The sequence below is a fragment of the Streptomyces sp. NPDC050085 genome, from assembly GCF_044460595.1.
Classification (GTDB): domain Bacteria; phylum Actinomycetota; class Actinomycetes; order Streptomycetales; family Streptomycetaceae; genus Streptomyces.
Genome location: NZ_JBITJZ010000002.1, coordinates 471,092 through 487,846, shown reverse-complemented (window position 1 = coordinate 487,846; position 16,755 = coordinate 471,092). Strand labels below are relative to the sequence as shown.

General features: G+C 73.2%; 15 protein-coding genes and 1 tRNA gene. 7 read left to right on the top strand and 9 right to left on the bottom strand.

The window, feature by feature from the left end; translation table 11 throughout:
* Nucleotides 1-220 precede the first annotated feature (220 nt).
* Nucleotides 221-1,450 (top strand): M6 family metalloprotease domain-containing protein, encoded by a 1,230-nt coding sequence (locus tag ACIBUY_RS10555; RefSeq protein ID WP_365563684.1) that lies wholly within the window; start codon nt 221-223, stop codon nt 1,448-1,450.
* A 282-nt stretch (nt 1,451-1,732) separates the two neighbouring features.
* On the opposite strand, the gene ACIBUY_RS10550 is transcribed toward ACIBUY_RS10555, so the two are convergent.
* From ACIBUY_RS10550 to ACIBUY_RS10520, 7 genes are all read right to left on the bottom strand, one after another.
* Nucleotides 1,733-1,806, bottom strand: a tRNA-Lys gene (locus ACIBUY_RS10550).
* Nucleotides 1,797-2,423 carry a bifunctional DNA primase/polymerase gene (locus tag ACIBUY_RS10545; protein ID WP_399152363.1) on the bottom strand — a complete coding sequence of 209 codons (627 nt, stop codon included), beginning with the start codon at nt 2,421-2,423 and terminating at the stop codon, nt 1,797-1,799. Before ACIBUY_RS10545 ends, ACIBUY_RS10550 begins: the two co-directional genes overlap by 10 nt.
* Before the next feature lie 155 nt (nt 2,424-2,578).
* The gene (locus tag ACIBUY_RS10540; RefSeq protein ID WP_365563689.1) at nt 2,579-2,935 is read right to left on the bottom strand and encodes a hypothetical protein; all 357 of its coding nucleotides are present in this window, start codon (nt 2,933-2,935) and stop codon (nt 2,579-2,581) included.
* 101 nt (nt 2,936-3,036) lie between these two features.
* Nucleotides 3,037-4,413 carry an AAA domain-containing protein gene (locus ACIBUY_RS10535; RefSeq protein WP_365563691.1) on the bottom strand — a complete coding sequence of 459 codons (1,377 nt, stop codon included), beginning with the start codon at nt 4,411-4,413 and terminating at the stop codon, nt 3,037-3,039.
* Entirely contained in the window at nt 4,410-5,990 is a 1,581-nt protein-coding gene (locus ACIBUY_RS10530) for a hypothetical protein (protein ID WP_399152362.1), read from the bottom strand. Before ACIBUY_RS10530 ends, ACIBUY_RS10535 begins: the two co-directional genes overlap by 4 nt.
* Nucleotides 5,987-7,147 carry a hypothetical protein gene (locus ACIBUY_RS10525; RefSeq protein WP_399152361.1) on the bottom strand — a complete coding sequence of 387 codons (1,161 nt, stop codon included), beginning with the start codon at nt 7,145-7,147 and terminating at the stop codon, nt 5,987-5,989. The genes ACIBUY_RS10530 and ACIBUY_RS10525 overlap by 4 nt, the downstream gene beginning before the upstream one ends.
* Nucleotides 7,062-8,039: a phosphatase PAP2 family protein gene (locus ACIBUY_RS10520; protein WP_399152360.1), complete on the bottom strand. Its 978-nt coding sequence runs from the start codon at nt 8,037-8,039 to the stop codon at nt 7,062-7,064. Before ACIBUY_RS10520 ends, ACIBUY_RS10525 begins: the two co-directional genes overlap by 86 nt.
* A 213-nt stretch (nt 8,040-8,252) precedes the next feature.
* Here ACIBUY_RS10520 and ACIBUY_RS10515 point away from each other — a divergent pair, with 213 nt between their 5' ends.
* Nucleotides 8,253-8,852 (top strand): histidine phosphatase family protein, encoded by a 600-nt coding sequence (locus tag ACIBUY_RS10515; RefSeq protein WP_365563703.1) that lies wholly within the window; start codon nt 8,253-8,255, stop codon nt 8,850-8,852.
* 255 nt (nt 8,853-9,107) lie between these two features.
* Here ACIBUY_RS10515 and ACIBUY_RS10510 read toward each other — a convergent pair whose 3' ends face one another.
* Nucleotides 9,108-10,499, bottom strand: a complete 1,392-nt coding sequence (locus tag ACIBUY_RS10510) for a tetratricopeptide repeat protein (RefSeq protein WP_399152359.1) — start codon at nt 10,497-10,499, stop codon at nt 9,108-9,110.
* Between the two features lie 291 nt (nt 10,500-10,790).
* Between ACIBUY_RS10510 and ACIBUY_RS10505 the strand changes: the two genes are divergently transcribed.
* Together ACIBUY_RS10505 and ACIBUY_RS10500 are read left to right on the top strand one after the other, a co-directional pair.
* Nucleotides 10,791-11,201: a hypothetical protein gene (locus ACIBUY_RS10505; RefSeq protein WP_365564007.1), complete on the top strand. Its 411-nt coding sequence runs from the start codon at nt 10,791-10,793 to the stop codon at nt 11,199-11,201.
* Nucleotides 11,202-11,282: 81 nt separating this feature from the next.
* Nucleotides 11,283-12,155, top strand: a complete 873-nt coding sequence (locus tag ACIBUY_RS10500; RefSeq protein WP_365563709.1) for a fused MFS/spermidine synthase — start codon at nt 11,283-11,285, stop codon at nt 12,153-12,155.
* Nucleotides 12,156-12,178: 23 nt separating this feature from the next.
* Here the strand turns inward: ACIBUY_RS10500 and ACIBUY_RS10495 are convergent, their stop codons facing one another.
* Nucleotides 12,179-12,742, bottom strand: coding sequence for a hypothetical protein (locus ACIBUY_RS10495; RefSeq protein ID WP_399152527.1), 564 nt, complete (start codon nt 12,740-12,742; stop codon nt 12,179-12,181).
* A 196-nt stretch (nt 12,743-12,938) separates the two neighbouring features.
* Between ACIBUY_RS10495 and ACIBUY_RS10490 the strand changes: the two genes are divergently transcribed.
* The 3 genes from ACIBUY_RS10490 to ACIBUY_RS10480 all read left to right on the top strand — a co-directional run bounded on the left by ACIBUY_RS10490 (nt 12,939) and on the right by ACIBUY_RS10480 (nt 16,711).
* The gene (locus tag ACIBUY_RS10490) at nt 12,939-13,643 is read left to right on the top strand and encodes a response regulator transcription factor (protein WP_365563711.1); all 705 of its coding nucleotides are present in this window, start codon (nt 12,939-12,941) and stop codon (nt 13,641-13,643) included.
* On the top strand, nt 13,640-15,040 hold the full coding sequence (locus tag ACIBUY_RS10485; RefSeq protein WP_365563714.1) for a HAMP domain-containing sensor histidine kinase: 1,401 nt from the start codon (nt 13,640-13,642) through the stop codon (nt 15,038-15,040). The genes ACIBUY_RS10490 and ACIBUY_RS10485 overlap by 4 nt, the downstream gene beginning before the upstream one ends.
* A gap of 189 nt (nt 15,041-15,229) precedes the next feature.
* On the top strand, nt 15,230-16,711 hold the full coding sequence (locus tag ACIBUY_RS10480) for a cellulose binding domain-containing protein (protein ID WP_399152358.1): 1,482 nt from the start codon (nt 15,230-15,232) through the stop codon (nt 16,709-16,711).
* Nucleotides 16,712-16,755: the final 44 nt, after the last annotated feature.

Here is a 16,755-nt window from a genome sequence, read left to right as displayed (position 1 = left end):
GTTGGACTCCGCCTCGCCAGATCGTTTCTGCTCGCCCTCGGTCGAGCTTCTGCCGCACCCCGATCATCTGTGACAGTCCGTGACCACTCGCGGCGTCACCCCCTCACTCATCCGGGCCAGATAAACAGGGCGAAAACCAACAAACACCCACACTCTGGGTGGGGTGTCTCACATTCCCCTCCCGGAGGTCGACTTGCCGCGTCCGCAGCCACTCGGGGGAGTGGACAAGCCCCGCCTGCGTGCCACCGCGGCGGCGCTGACCGCTCTCACCGCCCTGGCCGCCACGGGCCTGGTCGCGGGCCCGGCAGCCGCCGCCCCGTACGCGGGCCCCTGCGCCCTGGAACGGACCGCGGCCCACCACTCCGAAGGCGTGGACACCTGGAACGCGTCCTACCCGCAGCCCAGGAAGACCCTGAACGCGGTGATGGTCTTCCTCTCCTTCCCTGACTCGCCCCCGCTGACCACGCCCGAGGAACTGACGGCCGACTACTTCCCGGTCACCAGCCGCTTCTTCGACCGGGCCTCGTACGGCAAGTTCCGGCTGGTTCCGCACCCGCAGCGCGAGTGGCTCGAGATGCCGAAGGACTCGACGTCGTACGAGATACAGCGCGACTGGGACGCGGCCCACCGCAGCGAGTACCTCCGTGACGCCCTGCGCGCCGCGGATCCGCACACCGATTTCCGCAAGTACGACATCGTCTACTTCGTCGCCGACCCGGACGCCCCGGGTGTCGACTCGGACGCGACGAAGGTCGTGAACTTCGACCAGCCGATGCGGGCCGACGGCACGGACGTGCGGCGCATCGTCACGGTCTTCGAGCAGCACCCGCCGGACCGCAACGTCCTGGCCCACGAGACGGGCCACGTCTTCGACCTCCCGGACCTCTACCACCGGCCGTCCGACGGCAAGGGCGACTGGGACACGTACGTCGGCGACTGGGACGTCATGGGCAGCCAGTTCGGGCTCGCTCCCGACTTCTTCGCCTGGCACAAGTGGAAGCTCGGCTGGCTGGACCCGCGGCAGGTGGCGTGCGTGACGCGGACGGGTGCGACGCGGCTGACCCTGGAGCCCCTGAGCACGGGGCCGCGCGGCACGGACGCCGCGTTCGGCACCGGCGACGGCACCAAGCTCGCGGTCGTGCGCACCGGCCCCGCCAGCGCCATCGCCCTGGAGGCACGCGGCGCGGGCGGCAACGACGGAGCCACCTGCACCCAGGGCGTCCTCGCCTACCGGGTCCGCAGCGACTCCTCCTCCGGCGGCGGCCCCATCCAGGTCCTCGACGCCCACCCGGACACCGAGGCCTGCTACGGCGACTCGGTGTACCCCCCACTGGCGGACGCCCCGGTCGGGGTCGGCGAGAGCTTCTCCGTGCCCGGGGAGAACGTGCGGATCGAGGTGGAGGACCGCACGGCATCGGGCACGTGGACGGTGAAGGTGACGACGGGCTGAGCCGGTTCGAGGGGCCTCGGGTCACGTGGGGGGTGTGGGTGGCGGAGCCCCCGCAACGCGCGGCGAAGCCGCGCAAAAACAACGGTGGCGGGACGGTTCGCGCTTTCCGCGAACACATCCCGCCACCGACAACGTGCGCCGCCAGGGACTCGAACCCCGGACCCGCTGATGCTGTATCTCCCGGGGGGCGACCCCCGGACCCCCAGCCGTTTTTCGGCGTCCTGTGACGGCGGGATGCAACGGCAAAGGCCCCCCGCTTTCACGGAGGGCCTTGCTTGTCTGTGCGCCGCCAGGGACTCGAACCCCGGACCCGCTGATTAAGAGTCAGCTGCTCTAACCAACTGAGCTAGCGGCGCCTGCTGACGTCGTAGACCTTAGCATCCTGATCGGCGGGAGGAAAAATCGATATGCGCACGTGGGCCTGGGCGCTTGCGCGGGCCGCTCGGACGCATGCCCACAGCAGTACCTCCGGGCCGGGAAGCCAGGGGCGGCGGGTGTCCGGGGCCACTACCCAGCGGGATTCCAGGTGCTGGTCGGGGCGCGGGGCGCAGCCGGTCGTGGGGGCCGGCACGGTGACCGCGTCGCCGCTGCCGTGGCAGAGCAGGGGCGGAACGGCGGGGGCCCATTCCTCCCATTCCAGGAGCGAGGGCAGGCGCTGGGCGGTGCCCGGTGCACAGAACAGGAGCATGCGGCCGCGGTGGGCGGCGACGGGGCCCGAGCCGGGGCCCTCGTCCCAGAGGCGGTCGAGCATGCGCCGGCCGAAGATCGCGGGGACGTTCACCACGTCGAAGACGGAGCCGCAGGGGAGTACCACGGGGGCGGTGGGGCGGGACTCCCAGTGGGCGAGGGTGGAGCGCGGATACGTTCCTGCGGAGGCGAGCCAGGCGGCGCCCTCGGGGGTGACTCCCGCGACGTCGAAGCGGTCGTGGAGCGTGCCGGGGGTGGTGGCAAGTGGGGGGTGTGCGCTGCTCATGCCATCTAGATCTACAGGGCGTGAGGGGTCAGCTCCAAAGGGTTGCCGGAAATCGGGACAGGAGAGGGCGGGGTGGAGTATCTTGCCCCTCTGGCATATGCCAAACGATCTTGACCGAGTGGTCGGGCGGCGGTCGGGCGGCCGTCAGGCGGCCGTCACGGGGCCTGCTCGGTGGTGTTGCGCAGCAGGTCGCGACCGAATTCGACCATCTTCTTCGCGTAGTCCTCGGTCCACTCGGCGCGCTCCGCGATGTCCGCCGTTGTCAGCCGGTCGAAGCGGCGCGGATCGGCGAGCTGCGCGGCCGCGATCGCCTGGAACTCGATCGACCGGTCGGTCGCGGCGCGGAACGCGTGGGTGAGTTCGGTGGCGCGGGCGAGCAGTTCGCGGGGGTCCTCGATGGACTCCAGGTCGAAGAAGTGCTCCGGGTCGGCGGAGGCCTCCGCGGGTTCGAAGATCAGCGGGGCGGGCCGCAGCCGTGGCTGCTGGTTACGGGGCCGCTCGGGCTCCGCCATGGGTTCCTCCTGGGTGCTGTGGTGCGCGGGCCACCTTCTATTGTCCGACGCAGGGCAAGGGGGCCTCGGCCCGGGCCTGCCGGGGCCTGCGGGGTCAAGCGCTACGGGGTCCAGGCCACCCGGTGTGCCGACAGTCGCTCCAGTACCGAGTGGTTCGCCTCCCAGCCGTCGGGGAACTTCACGCTCACCCCGAGCTGCACCGGCTCCGTCGAGGGGTGCTCGTCCAGCAGGTCGGAGACGCCCGCGCGGCACACCACGATGCAGGCGTGCCGGTGCCGGGAGGTCAGTACGCACAGGCGGCCCGTCTCCAGGTGGAACGCCGTGGCGTCGGGGCGGCCCGACAGGGGGTGCAGGACGACGGTCACGTCGAACTCCCGGCCCTGCAGCCGGTTCGCCGTGTCCACCGTGACGTCCTGGACGCCGAGCTCGGCGAGGGCGGCGCGGACCGCCGCCGCCTGGTCGCGGTGCGCGGTGCCGACGCAGATCCGGTCGGCGGTGAGCGGCACCGCCTCCGGGTCCCGCTCGGAGACGGTCTCACCCTCCCGGTCGAGGAGGCGACGGACCACGCGCGCCACGGCCCGCACCGCCTCCGGGTCCGTGCGCGGCGTGTGCGCCGCGGGCAGTTCGAGCAGGCCCCAACCCGCCCCCGCCGCCTCGTCGATGACCCGGTCGGGGCCCGAACCATCCGACACCGTACGGAAGTTCAGCCGCCGGTCGCCCTCGGACGTGCCGCTGCGGAACGGCGTGAACGGGTAGAACGCCCCCGACACCAGCGGCGCCGCCGACGCCGGAAGCCGCCAGGACACCGGGAGTTCGTGCTGCGGCAGCTCGGGGTTGTGGGCCAGCAGCGTCGACACCGCCGAGGCCGACGGGTCGTACGACAGGCCGGCCCACTGCTCCGCGCCGACCGTCGAGAACGGGTCGAGCTGGCCCGGGTCGCCCACGAACAGCGCCCGCTCGAACAGGCCCGCCACGGCGAGCAGCGCGTCGGACCGCATCTGGTAGGCCTCGTCCACGATGGCGTGCCGCCAGGGGTCGACGCCCTTGACGTGCGCCCACTTCGCCGCGGTCGACACGACGACCGGCAGCGGGGCGAGGTCGCCCGCCTTCGTCGAGGTGCGCACGCCCGGCAGGTCGTCGAGCGCCTTGTCGTACGCGTCCGGGTCGCTGCTGTGCAGCCGGCCCACGGCCAGCTCGGGGTTCTTCTCGTGGAGTCGTACGACGAGGTCGTCCACCTGGGCGTTCGTCTGCGCCACGATCATCAACGGCCGCCCCGCGTCCGCGAGTTCGAGCGCGGCCCGCACCACGAGCGTGGACTTTCCGGCGCCCGGCGGGGAGTCGACGACCACACCGCGGGCGCCGCCGTGCAGCGTGTCGTGGAGGATCGCGGCAGTGGCGCGCGCGGCCTCGGCACCCGGATCGAAGGCACTCGGATCGAAGGCACTCGGAGCGAGCGTGCCCGGATCGGTCGTGGTCACAGGATGTCCTCCGCGGTCACGGCGTCGGGGGTCTCCGCGTCCGAGCCCGGCGGCCCGCCGTGCGTCCACGGCGTCTCCTCCGGGTCGGGCAGCTGGGCGCCGCCGCGCTGCTCGTGCTCGAACAGCGTCCAGCAGACCCGGTCGCCCTTCACCGGCACCGAGCCCTCCTCCGCCTCCTTGCCGCGGCCCATCTTGTCCAGGATCCGCAGCACCACCAGATCCGCACCCTCGTAGGCCACGAACTCGGCGCTCTGCGGCTTGCCTTCGAGGGAGCGGAACACCTTCACGCGCTCGGCGAGGTGCGGCCTGTCCTCCGTGCGCACGGTGATCAGCGGGCGTGGCCGCTTCTTCTCGTTGTACGCCGCCACGACCTCGGTCACCTCGCCCGCGAAGGCCTCTCCCGCGAGCCGTCTGCCCGCCATCACCAGCGGGTCGTCGAGCGCCTCCTGCGCGTCCAGGCGGGCCTGTTCGCGCTCGCGCGTCGCCAGCTTGTTGGCCGCGGTCACCGCGTCGTCGCGGCGCGGCTGCGGCGGCTCGCCCGCCGCCACCCGGTCGCGGTGCCCGGTGAACGACCAGCGGTCCCGCGTCCAGCGCTCGGCGGCCCGCGGGCCCTCGGGCAGCGTGCACAGCAGGTCGAGGCCGCGCCACACCGCGTCCCACGTGGGCCGGGTGCGGGACTCGACCAGGGCGTGGATCTCCCGCTCGGCGGCGGTCAGTTCGGCCAGGCGGCCGTCGGCGACGACCGCGTCCTCGGCCGCCGCGAGTTTCGTACGGGCCCTGTCGTACCGCTCGATCGCGGGCGCCAGCAGCTTGTTGTCGAACGCCGGGTCCGTGGCCGGGCCCGCCGGCGGGCACAGCAACTGGCCCGCCGCGTCCCGGCCCAGCTCGGCGCGGAGCGCGGCCTCGGCGCCCGACGTGCCCTCCGGGGCGGCGATCCAGGCGAGCAGCGCGCCCAAGTGCTGGTCCTCCAGGCTGGATTGACCCGTCGCCCAGTGCCGGCCGAGCAGGTCCGTCATGGCGAGGAGCAGAGCGGAGCCGGGGACGCGCGCCCGCTCCCCGAAATGCGTCAGCCAGCGGCCGAGCAGCGGGACGTGCGGCGGCGCCGGGTACGGCGTCTCGGGGTCCTGCTCCGCCGTACGGCGAAAGCGCATCGAGCGCCCGAGGAGGCGGACGAACTCGACGCCCGCGCGGCTCGGCACGATCAACTGCGGGGCGTCCGCGCACAGTTCGACCTCGACCTTGACCTTCTTGCCGGTCTCCGGGTCGGTCTCACTGCGCTCGGCGGCCTCGACCTCGGCCGCGTACGTGTCGACGTACGGCAGGACGATGTCCGCGAGCTGCGTCAGGAACGCGAAGCGCAGGTCGCGGTCGCGCGGCTGGGGCACGACCAGCAGGCGCGGGGCCGTGCGCTCCGTGCCGACGAGGGCGCCGAGCGGGGCGCCCGTCTCGCCCGCGGTCGTCAGCGGGACGAGGACCAGCGGGCGCTGGGACAGGTGCCGGTGCCGGACCGTCGCGATGCGCTGGGCGCGCCCGGTGCTGGTGGCCTCCAGGCGGGCCAGGTGGTTGATCAGGCTCACAGGGCGGCTCCCGCCAGCGCCTCGGCCCGCAGCGCGGCAGCGCGCCGCAGCGCCGCCACCGTCGGATCCGCGGGGTCGCCCGCCTCGCCGTGCGCCGCGGCCAGCACCGCGTCCACCGTGGTCAGACCGCCCAGCTCGGCGCGGAGCGGACGGCCGAGCGCCGTCACCGCGCCCGCCGCGCGCGAGCGGTCCCGGCAGTGGAACGCCAGCTCGCAGGCGGCCAGGCACTCCGGTGCGTACGTCGCGGGCACCGACTCGACCGCCGCCGTCAGCTCGGCCGCGGGCAGGTCGGGGTCGAAGACCGTGCCGGGCGGCAGCGCGGCCGCGATGTCCTCGATCCGGGTCAGGCGCCGCAACTGGCGCCGGGTCACCGACAGCTGCTTGCGCACGTCCACCGCGGACGCGGCCGGCAGGTTCGAGAAGTCCTTCGGGCAGACCAGGACCACCCGGTCCCTGACCACGACGCCCTCGAGGCGGGCCGCGACCTGCTCGAGCGCCAGCACGTACACCGCAGCCTGCCGCGCGGCCGCGCCCACCTTCGCCGCGTCCGCCGCGCCGTCGATCATCGGGAAGGACTTGATCTCCACGACCGTCCAGCTCCCGTCCGGGTGCACCACCACCGCGTCCGGCTCCAGGAACGCGGGGCTGCCCGCCACGTCCAGGGCGAGCATCGGATGGTCGAGGAACGTCCAGGTGCCGGGGGAGTCGAGCGCCTCGCGCAGGGCGAGCGCCGTGCGCGCGGTGCGGCCCTCGGGGCCGATCGCGGCCAGGTCCGGAGCGCGGACGAGCGAAGGGGCCGGCTCGGGGCCGGCGGCGTCCACGCGCGCGTGCACCAGGGCCAGCAGCCCGGCGCCGCCGTCCGCCTTCACCCGCGCCTCGAACACATTGCCCCGCGTCAGCGCGAACTGGGACTGGCCGAACGCGGACGGCGAGCCCAGCGCGTCCGCCAGGCGGGCCTTGTCCACCCCGGCGCCGTCGAGCAGCGCACGCCTGCTGCACCCCGGGTTCGCCGCGAGGGCGGCCAGGGCGCGGGCGTCGAGGGGGCGCGGCTGATGGGCGGGGCCGCGCAGCTCAGCGAGCTGGTGTCGCAGCCCCGTCGCCCGAGTCGCGGGAGGGCGAGGGGGCTGAGGCCTTGCGCTGTCCGGGAATTCGCTCACCCGGGGAAGTCTGGCACCCTCCACTGACAATCGAGGACGGAGTGGCGGAAGGGACCACCGTCGAACCGCCCGTCGAACCGCCCGTCGAACCGACCGCGCCGCCCGCGAACGCCGCGTTCACCCGGTTCCTGATCCGGGCCGCGACCCGCATCACCGGCTTCGTGAGCAGGAAGCCGACGCCCATGACGGCGACCCCGGCCAGCGCGTCGAAGAAGTAGTGGTTCGCCGTGCCCATCACGACGAGCGTGGTGATCAGCGGGTAGGCGACGCCCGCCGCCTTCACCCACGGGCTGCGGCCGTTGCGCCACAGCATGATCCCGCACCACAGCGCCCATCCGACGTGCAGGCTGGGCATCGCCGCGTACTGGTTGGTCATGCCGCCCATGCCCTTGGGCGCGCTGGCCGCGCCGCCCCACCAGCCGTACGAGCTGTACTGGGCCATCGTGTCGACGAAGCCGTGGCCCGCCGACAGCAGCCGGGGCGGACAGGTCGGGAGCAGCGTGAAGCCGATCAGACCGATCATCGTGGAGGTCATCAGCCAGGTGCGGGCCGCGCGGTAGAGGTGGGCGCGACGCCGGAAGAGCCAGATCAGGACGGCCGGCGTGACCACGTAGTGCAGCGAGGCGTACCAGAAGTCGGCGGGGACGCCGAGCCAGGGCTCGCGGGTGAAGAGACGGTTCAGCGGGTGCTCGAGGTTGAGGTGGACTGCCTTCTCGGCCCGGAGTATCGACAGGCCGTGGTCGACGGCCTGCGCCACGTCTCCCCTGGCGAGCAGCCGGCCCGCCGAGTACGCGCCGTACACGAGGATGATCAGTGGCAGTTCGGTCCACCAGCGGAGCCGGGTGCGCGGTATCGCCTCCGCGCGTCGTGCGTCGTCGGTCTGCTGCGACATTCGGGCCGCTCCCCCTCTTCCTCGTCGGGCGGCCTCCGGCCACGGATCCACCTTACGGCGTAGGTGCAGCCCGTGCGGGTGGCCCCCGATCCTCCAAGACGCCGACGTCCTTCACCGGGTTGCCCGACGGGCGGACCACATTCGGATTGCGGGATGATGGACGGCACACGTCACCCGCGTCACCCACGCCCCCCAGCCGTGAAAGGTCCCCGCATGGCACCGCGCATCCTGTTGGCCCGGCACGGACAGACGGAATGGTCCCTGTCCGGACGGCACACCGGCAGGACCGACATCCCCCTCCTCGAAGAGGGCCGCCGCGGCGCGAAGCTGCTCGGCGAGCGTCTGCACCGGGCCCCGTTCGACGGCCTCGCCGGGGTCGAGGTGCGCACGTCGCCGCTGGTGCGGGCGAGCGAGACCTGCGAGCTGGCCGGGTTCGGTGAGCGGGCCACCGCATGGGACGCGCTCATGGAGTGGGACTACGGCGCGTACGAGGGACTGACCCCGGCCCAGATCCAGGAGCTGCGCCCCGGCTGGTTCATCTGGCGCGACGGCGTCCCCGACGGCGAGACGCTCGCCGAGGTGACGGCCCGCGCCGACGAGGTCGTCTCCTGGGCCCGCTCGGCCGACCGTGACGTACTGGTCTTCGCCCACGGCCACATCCTGCGCTCGATCGGCGCGCGCTGGCTCGGCCTGCCCCTGGACTTCGCGTCCCGGATCCGGCTGAACCCGACGTCGCTGTCGGTGCTGAGCTGGGCTTATGGGGAGCCGGCGGTGGAGTCCTGGAACGAGACGGGGCACCTCGCGGTGGGCTGAGCGGATCCGCCTTCGCGCCGTTGAGGGTTGGGCGTGCGTTCGCGGCTGCGGCGCCGTCGTGGCTGGTCGCGCAGTTCCCCGCGCCCCTGAAATGCAGGCGCTTCGCGCCGCATTTCCCCGATGAAGGCAAGCGGCGCAGCCGCAAGCCTTCAGGGGCGCGGGGCTGTGTCGATATGCGGCTCCGCCGCGGGGCGCGAGAAGCCCCACCGGCCGTCAGCCGCGACGTCACGCGAAGCCCTACGGCGCCTCGGCGGTCTATCGACGTGACGCCGAGTGCGCCTCAAGAAAAGCCGCCACCCCCGCCGCCCGCCGGTGCGGCAACAGGACCCGGGCGGTCGTGGCCAGCATCGACTCGATCCGGGACGAGCGGACATCCCGGAGCAGGCTCAGCGCATGCGACCCCGCGGCAGCGGATTCGTCCGGGTGTCCCGCCCGGGCCAGGTCGTCCGCGAGTTCGGCCGTGTACAGGGCGATGTTGCGCGTGAAGTGGGGGTCCTGGAGCGCGGCGGCCCGGCGGGCGTGCCGCACGGCCCGGGTCCAGTCGCCGAGCGCGGACCAGCACTGCGCCTCGAGCCCCTCCAGCTCGGCCTCGCCGTAGAACGACATCCACTCGGGGTCGGCCTCCGACACCCCGCGCGCGAACAACGCCTGCGCCCGCGCAAGGGACCGCTCGCAGGCCCGACGGTCGCCGAGCCCGGCCCAGCCCCCGGCCTCCCGGAGGGCGAGCAGCGACAGGAGCCGCGGCGAGCCGAGCGGCGTCGCCACCCGGGTCGCGGCCTGCGCCGCCCGGACGGCCTCGCGGGGCCGTCCCGCATCGCGCGCGAGAAACGCCGTGTTGCAGAACGCGTGCGCCTCCAGCGCCTCGTCACCCGCCATCCGCGACGTGGCGAGCGCCTCCGCGTAGTGCGAGCGCGCATCGTCGAAGCGGCCCGAGTCATGGGCCAACCAGCCGACGGAGATGGCCAGTTCACCCGCCCCGGCCTGCAGCCGCTCGGCGACCTCGTGCTGCGCGGTGCCCGCGTCGAGCAGTTCGAAGGCGGTCCGCAGCGGGGCCGCGGCCCGTCGGTACAGGCCGTCGGCGCCGTGCCGGTCGTCGAGCAGCCGGATCCGCCGGATCGCCTCCTCGACGGCGCCGACGCCGGCCCGCGCGGGGTGCCGGTCGAGCCCCTCGGGCAGCGCGGGGATGCCGAAGGGGGCGAGTGTGGCGACGGCCACGGTGGCCGTCGAGCCGGTCATGCCGGTCATGAATGCGCGACGCCGCACGTCGCTCTCCTCGTGGTGCGTGGACTCGTACTCGTACTCGTGAACAGCGGGGGGTGCGGAGGGGCGCGCCCCCCGGCCGCGGACCGCCGCGCGGGGTGCGAACCCCAGGTCCGCCAGGCTGCGGCCCGGGAACATGTGGAGGAACACCCGCTCGTAGGCGTAGTTGGGGCAGCGGATCTCGCCGGCCTCGACCCGTCCGATGTAGCGGGCGTCGCAGCTGACCCGTTCGCCGATCTCGCGTGCCGCGCGCCGCACCGCGGCCGCGAACTCGCCTGGCGAGCGTTGTCCGCGCAGCTGCCGGAAGGCGAGGTTCGGCCGTGGGGACGGCGGCGCCGTGGTGTCCGGGACATACGGAGACGGCGGAGACGGCGGAGACGACGTCATGAGCGGGTCCTCCCGTGCGAACCGTGCCGGACGCCAAGGGAGTTGGGGCTCTTGACGGGTTCCGGCGAGGCTCGAAGGTACCGGCTGTGACAGCGGCGACACGCAGTGTTTGGCTACAAACCGGATATCTCACCCGCGATCTGCCATGAAGTGCCATCCTTTGCGGCGGCGTGCCGCCGTAGCCGTTGACGCCCGTATGCGTTGAACCATGCGGCGAAACCCCACGAGCGAGGAGGGGCCGACGTGTTGGACGCGGCACAGCCCATGACGCCCATGACATCGACGACGCCCATGACATCGACGGCACAGCACCGCCCGACGGAGGAGCGCAGCGCGCAGCCGCCGGGCGCCTGCGATCTGGTGACGGTGCCCTCCCGCCAGGGCCTGGAGGCCGTCGACATCCTGCGCAGGGGCAGCAGCGCGGAGACGGTCGGCCCGGTGCTGCACGACGGTGGCGGCGACACCCTCGGCTTCCTCGTCCCGCCGGGCACCGCCGACGCGTGGGACGTCCCCGGCAGCGCCTGTACGCACACCCAGGGCCGGGGTCTCTCGCTCGCCCCGCCCGTCGAGGGCTCCGGCTGGCTGGTGCCACCGGACCCGGCGGGCTCCGCGGCCGCCGACCTGGTCACCGACCCGGCCGTGCTGCGCGCCGCTCTCGACGAGGCCGCCCGCCTGATCGAGGCCGCCGACAACTGCCGCTGAGCCGCCCGCCCGTCGCCCACTACCGCCCTGCCTGAGCCCCTTCGGGGCGCCTCTTTCCATCCGCCCACGGATAATGGGCGAATGGCAAGGTCACGAGAGCGGCAGGGGCGGGGCAGCGGCGGCAGGGAGTCCGTCGTGCAGAGTGTCGACGGCGGTCTCGCCGAGCTGATACCCGACCGGGACAGGCCCGCGGGCTGGACCCTGCTCCTGGACGGCGCACCGCAGTCGCACGTCGACCTCGCCGACCCCGCCCACCTCACCTTCGAGTACCAGCGCCGCATCGGCCACGTCCTCGACCTGGCCGCGGACCCGGGGCGGCCGATCCAGGCCGTGCACCTCGGCGGCGGCGCCTTCACCCTCGCCCGCTACGTCGCCGCGACCCGGCCCCGGTCCACGCAGCAGGTCGTGGAGCGCGACGGGCCCCTGGTCCAACTCGTGCGTACGGCACTGCCGTTGGACCCCGGTGCCCGTATCCGCGTACGGACCGCCGATGCCCGCGAGGCGCTCGCCAAGCTGCCCGACGGCTGGGCCGACGTGCTCGTCGCCGACGTGTTCAGCGGGGCCCGCACCCCGGCCCACCTCACCAGCACCGAGTTCCTGACCGAGGTGCGGCGCGTGCTGCGGCCCGCCGGGACGTACGTCGCCAATCTCGCCGACGGCCCGCCGCTGGCCCATCTGCGGGGGCAGATCGCCACGGCCGCGGCCGTCTTCCCCGAGCTCGCCCTCGTGGCCGACCCGACCGTGCTGCGCGGCAAGCGGTTCGGCAACGCGGTCCTGGTGGGCTCGGCGCTGCCCCTGCCGGTGGCCGAGCTGACCCGGCGGGCCGCGGGGGACCCGCACCCGGGGCGCGTCGAGCACGGCCGGGCGCTGCTCGACTTCGCGGGCGGGGCCGCGCCGGTCGCGGACGCCGCCGCGAAGGCGTCACCGGCGCCGCCGCCCTCGGTGTTTCGGTAGGAGCCCCTCAGTACTAGGGCCCCTCAGTACGTGGCGATCTCGACCGTCGGCTTGTGGTCGTGCCAGGTGCAGAACACCGACACCTTCTTGTCGCCGGACGTGAACTCCACGCGGATCCACGTCGGTTGCTTCCACACCTGCATCGCCCAGCCGGACGCAGGCGTCGCCGTGACCAGGCTCGCCGAGGTCTCCCCGAGGTCGAAGACGGCGCGGCCGCCGGTCGTCGCGTAGCTCTTCACGGTCCCGGAGGACGCGGGGCCGGGGGAGGGCTTCGCCGGCCCCGGGGTCTGCGACGGCGTCCGGCCCGATCCCGAACCCGACGGCTTCGAGGTGTGCGCGGAAGTGGAGGGCGTCGTGGACGGCGAGGGCTCGGGGCGGTGCGTCGAGGAGGCCAGCGGCGAGGCACCGTCGGGGGAGGAACCGTCGGGGGAGGAACCCGAGGCGCTGTCGGAGGCGGCCACCGGCAGCGCCTGCGGCGGGTCGTACGCCGTACCGGCCATCACCGTGTGCACGCCCCACCAGGACAGGGTCACCGCGGCCCCGGTCGCGAGCAGCCAGGCCACCGAGTGCACCAGCCCACGGCGCACCGGCCGCGGAGCCCGCGGGACGTCCGGGGCCCGCGGGACGTCCGGCGTCTGTGCGGCGTCCGGGGCCTGCGGTGGCGGAGGTGGTGTCGAGGGCATCGCGGGCCATACTGCACCACGCGCGCCGCCGCTGTCCCGGGGACCCCGAGGTCACCCGGGGGGAGGACCGGGCTCGCCCGGATGGCGTACGGTGCCGCCCATGGCAAGTGTGCTCGTGGTCGAGGACGACCAGTTCGTACGCTCAGCCCTCATCCGGCACCTGACCGACGCCGCCCACACGGTACGCAGCGTCGGCACGGCCCTGGAGGCGCTGCGCGAGGTCGCCCATTTCCGGTTCGACGTGGTGATCCTCGATCTCGGTCTGCCCGATCTGGACGGGGCCGAGGCGCTGAAGATGCTGCGCGGCATCACCGACGTACCCGTGATCATCGCCACGGCCCGCGACGACGAGGCCGAGATCGTGCGCCTCCTCAACGACGGCGCCGACGACTACCTCACCAAGCCGTTCTCGCCCGAGCACCTGGCCGCCCGGATGGCCGCCGTGCTGCGCCGCTCGCGGGGGAGCGCCACCGCCGAGCCGCCCTCGCGGGTCCTCAGGGTCGGCGGTCTGTCCATCGACCCGCTGCGCCGCCAGGCCGAGCTGGACGGGACGCGGCTCGACCTGACCCGCCGCGAGTTCGACCTGCTGGCCTTCCTCGCCGGACGCCCCGGCGTCGTCGTCCCGCGCAAGGAGCTCCTCGCGGAGGTCTGGCAGCAGTCGTACGGGGACGACCAGACCATCGACGTACATCTGTCGTGGCTGCGGCGGAAGTTGGGCGAAACGGCCGCGCGCCCCCGCTATCTGCACACCCTGCGCGGCGTCGGCGTGAAGCTGGAGCCGCCGCGCCTGGAGGCGGCTCCGTGAGGTGGGCCCTCGTCAAGGTCTGCCTGGCCGTGACGACCATGGTGGTCGTGGCGTTCGCCGTCCCGCTCGGCCTCGTCATCAAGGAGATGGCGCGGGACCGGGCGTTCTCCAACGCCGAGCGGACCGCCGCCGCCATGGGCACCACCCTCTCCATCACCACCGACCGCGACCAGCTCGCCCGCGCCCTCGCCTCCGCGGGGACCGGCGGCGAGGACCGGATATCCGTGTACGTCCCCGCTGCCGGGGACGCTCCCGAGATCCGGCTCGGTGAACTGCTCGTCGACGGGGGCGAGTTGGACCGGATCCGGCAGGCCAGGGCCGTCGACGTGGCGGGCGGCTCTGTGTGGCTGCAGCCGATCGCCGTCGGCAGCGGGAAGATCGCCGTCGTCGAGGTGTACGTCCCCGAGGCCGAGGTCAGCAACGGCGTGACCACCGCGTGGGTGGTGCTCGCGGGCGTCGGCATCGCGCTCGTCATCGGCTCGGTCGCGGTGGCCGACCGGCTCGGGGTGCGGATGGTGCAGCCCGCGCAGCGGCTCGTCGGGGCCGCGCACGACCTGGGCGAGGGCAAGCTGGGCGCCCGGGTGCCCGAGGACGGGCCCACCGAACTGCGGCTCGCCGCCGTCGCGTTCAACTCCATGGCCGACCAGGTCGTACAACTGCTCGCCAATGAGCGGGAGTTGGCCGCCGACCTGTCCCACCGGCTGCGCACCCCGCTCACCGTGCTCCGGCTCAACGCGGCCTCGCTCGGTGACGGGCCCGCCGCCGAACAGACCCGCGTCGCCGTCGAGCAGCTGGAGCGCGAGGTCGACACCATCATCCGTACGGCGCGTGACGCCAAGCCGCAGACCGCCGCGGCCGGGCCAGGCGCCGGGTGCGACGCCGCCGAGGTGATCCGCGAGCGCATGGACTTCTGGTCCGCGCTCGCCGAGGACGAGGGCCGCAAGGTGCGGGTCGCCGGGATCGACCGGCCGGTGCGGATCCCGGTGGCGCGCGGCGAGTTGGTGGCCGCCCTCGACGCGCTGCTCGGCAACGTCTTCCGCCACACGCCCGAGGGCACGGCCTTCGCGGTCGACGTGCACAGCGGCGAGGACGCGGTCATCGTCCTCGTCTCCGACGCGGGGCCCGGCATCCTCGACCCCGAGGCCGCCATGGCGCGCGGCCGCGGCTCCGGCAGCGACGGCTCGACCGGGCTCGGCCTGGACATCGTGCGCCGCCTCGCCGAGTCGACCGGCGGCGACGTGCGCATCGGCTCGTCCGTGCTGGGCGGCACCGAGGTGCGGATCTGGGTGCAGCTCGACGGGCGCGGGCCTGTCGCGGGGCGCCGTGGACGCGGACATCGCGGACGGGAACGTAAAGGATTGGTCTCTACCTTTAATCGCTCCCGATCCCTTCCTTAAGCCAACCCTAAGATCCGTAAGCCCCTTCCCAGTTGTCCGGTCTGCCGGATTCCTGATCGCTAGCGTGCTGCCGCACCCCCAACACCCCCACGTACGCACACCGCGTACACCTCGTACACCTCGTACACCTCGTACACCTCGTACACCTCGTACACCTCGTACACCTCGTACAGCTAAGGCAGGCACGCGATGAGCAGCACGCACCGGCGCAGGGTCAGCGGCAGGAACAAGGCGATAGGCGGCATCGTCGCCGCGGCCGTCGTGGGCGGTGGCGCCTTCCTGTTCGCGTCGAGCGCGTCGGCGGCCTCGGTCGGCGCCGCGTACACGAAGACCAGCAGCTGGTCCGGCGGCTACACCGGCCAGTACGTCATCAAGAACGACACGGACAAGGCCCAGTCCGACTGGACGCTCGAGTTCGACCTGCCGTCGGGTACGAAACTCGGCTCGCTCTGGAACGCCGAGTCGTCCGTCTCCGGCTCGCACGTCACCGTGAAGCCGGCCTCCTGGGACTCGGCGGGCATCGCCGCGGGCAAGTCCGTCACCGTCGGCTTCGTCGTCTCCGGCGACGCCGACCCCACCGGCTGCCTCATCAACGACGCCAAGTGCTCCGTCGACGACGGCGCGACCCCCGAGCCGAGCGGGCGCCCGACCGAGTCGACGACCCCGTCCCCGACGGCCTCGGCGTCCGCTTCCGCTTCGGCGACGGCGCAGCCCACCGAGACGGCGACGGCCAGTCCTTCGCAGTCCTCGTCCTCCGGTACGGGCTCCGGTTCCACCGCGTCCGCCGGCTTCGCCCCGTACGTCGACACGTCCCTGTACCCGAAGTTCGACCTGGTCGCCTCCTCCAAGGCCACCGGCGTCAAGGAGTACAACCTCGCCTTCATCACCTCCGGCGGCGACTGCACCCCGAAGTGGGGCGGCGTCACCGACCTCGGCAGCGATGAAGTGGCCGCCCAGATCGGCGACTTGAGGGCCGCGGGCGGCGACGTCCGGGTCTCCTTCGGCGGCGCCTCCGGCACCGAGCTCGCCCAGGCCTGCTCCTCCGCCTCCGACCTGGCGGCGGCGTACCAGAAGGTCATCGACCAGTTCAAGCTCACCAAGGTCGACTTCGACGTCGAGGGCGGCGCGCTGCCGGACACGGCGGCGAACACCAAGCGCGCCACGGCGATCGCCACGCTCCAGAAGAACAACCCGGGCCTGAACGTCTCCTTCACGCTCCCGGTGATGCCCGAGGGCCTGACCTCGGACGGCGTGAACTTCCTCAAGAACGCCAAGGAGAACGGCGTCTCCACCGACCTCGTCAACATCATGGCGATGGACTACGGCGCCTCGTACAGCGGCGACATGGGCACGTACGCCGAGCAGGCCGCGACCGCGACGCAGGCCCAGATCAAGACGGCCCTCGGCCTCTCGGACGCGGCCGCCTGGAAGGCCGTCGCGATCACCCCGATGATCGGCGTCAACGACGTCTCGTCCGAGGTCTTCAAGGTCGACGACGCCACGCAGCTGGTCTCCTTCGCCAAGTCTAAGGGCCTGGGCGGCCTGTCGATGTGGTCGGCGACGCGCGACAAGCAGTGCGAGGGCGGCGCGTCCAACTCGGCGCAGCCGACGTGCAGTTCGATCGAGCAGGGTGCGAACGCGTTCCAGAAGGCGTTCGCAGCCTTCAACTAGTTCAACTGGTTCAACTGGTTCAACTGGTTCAACTGGTTCGACTG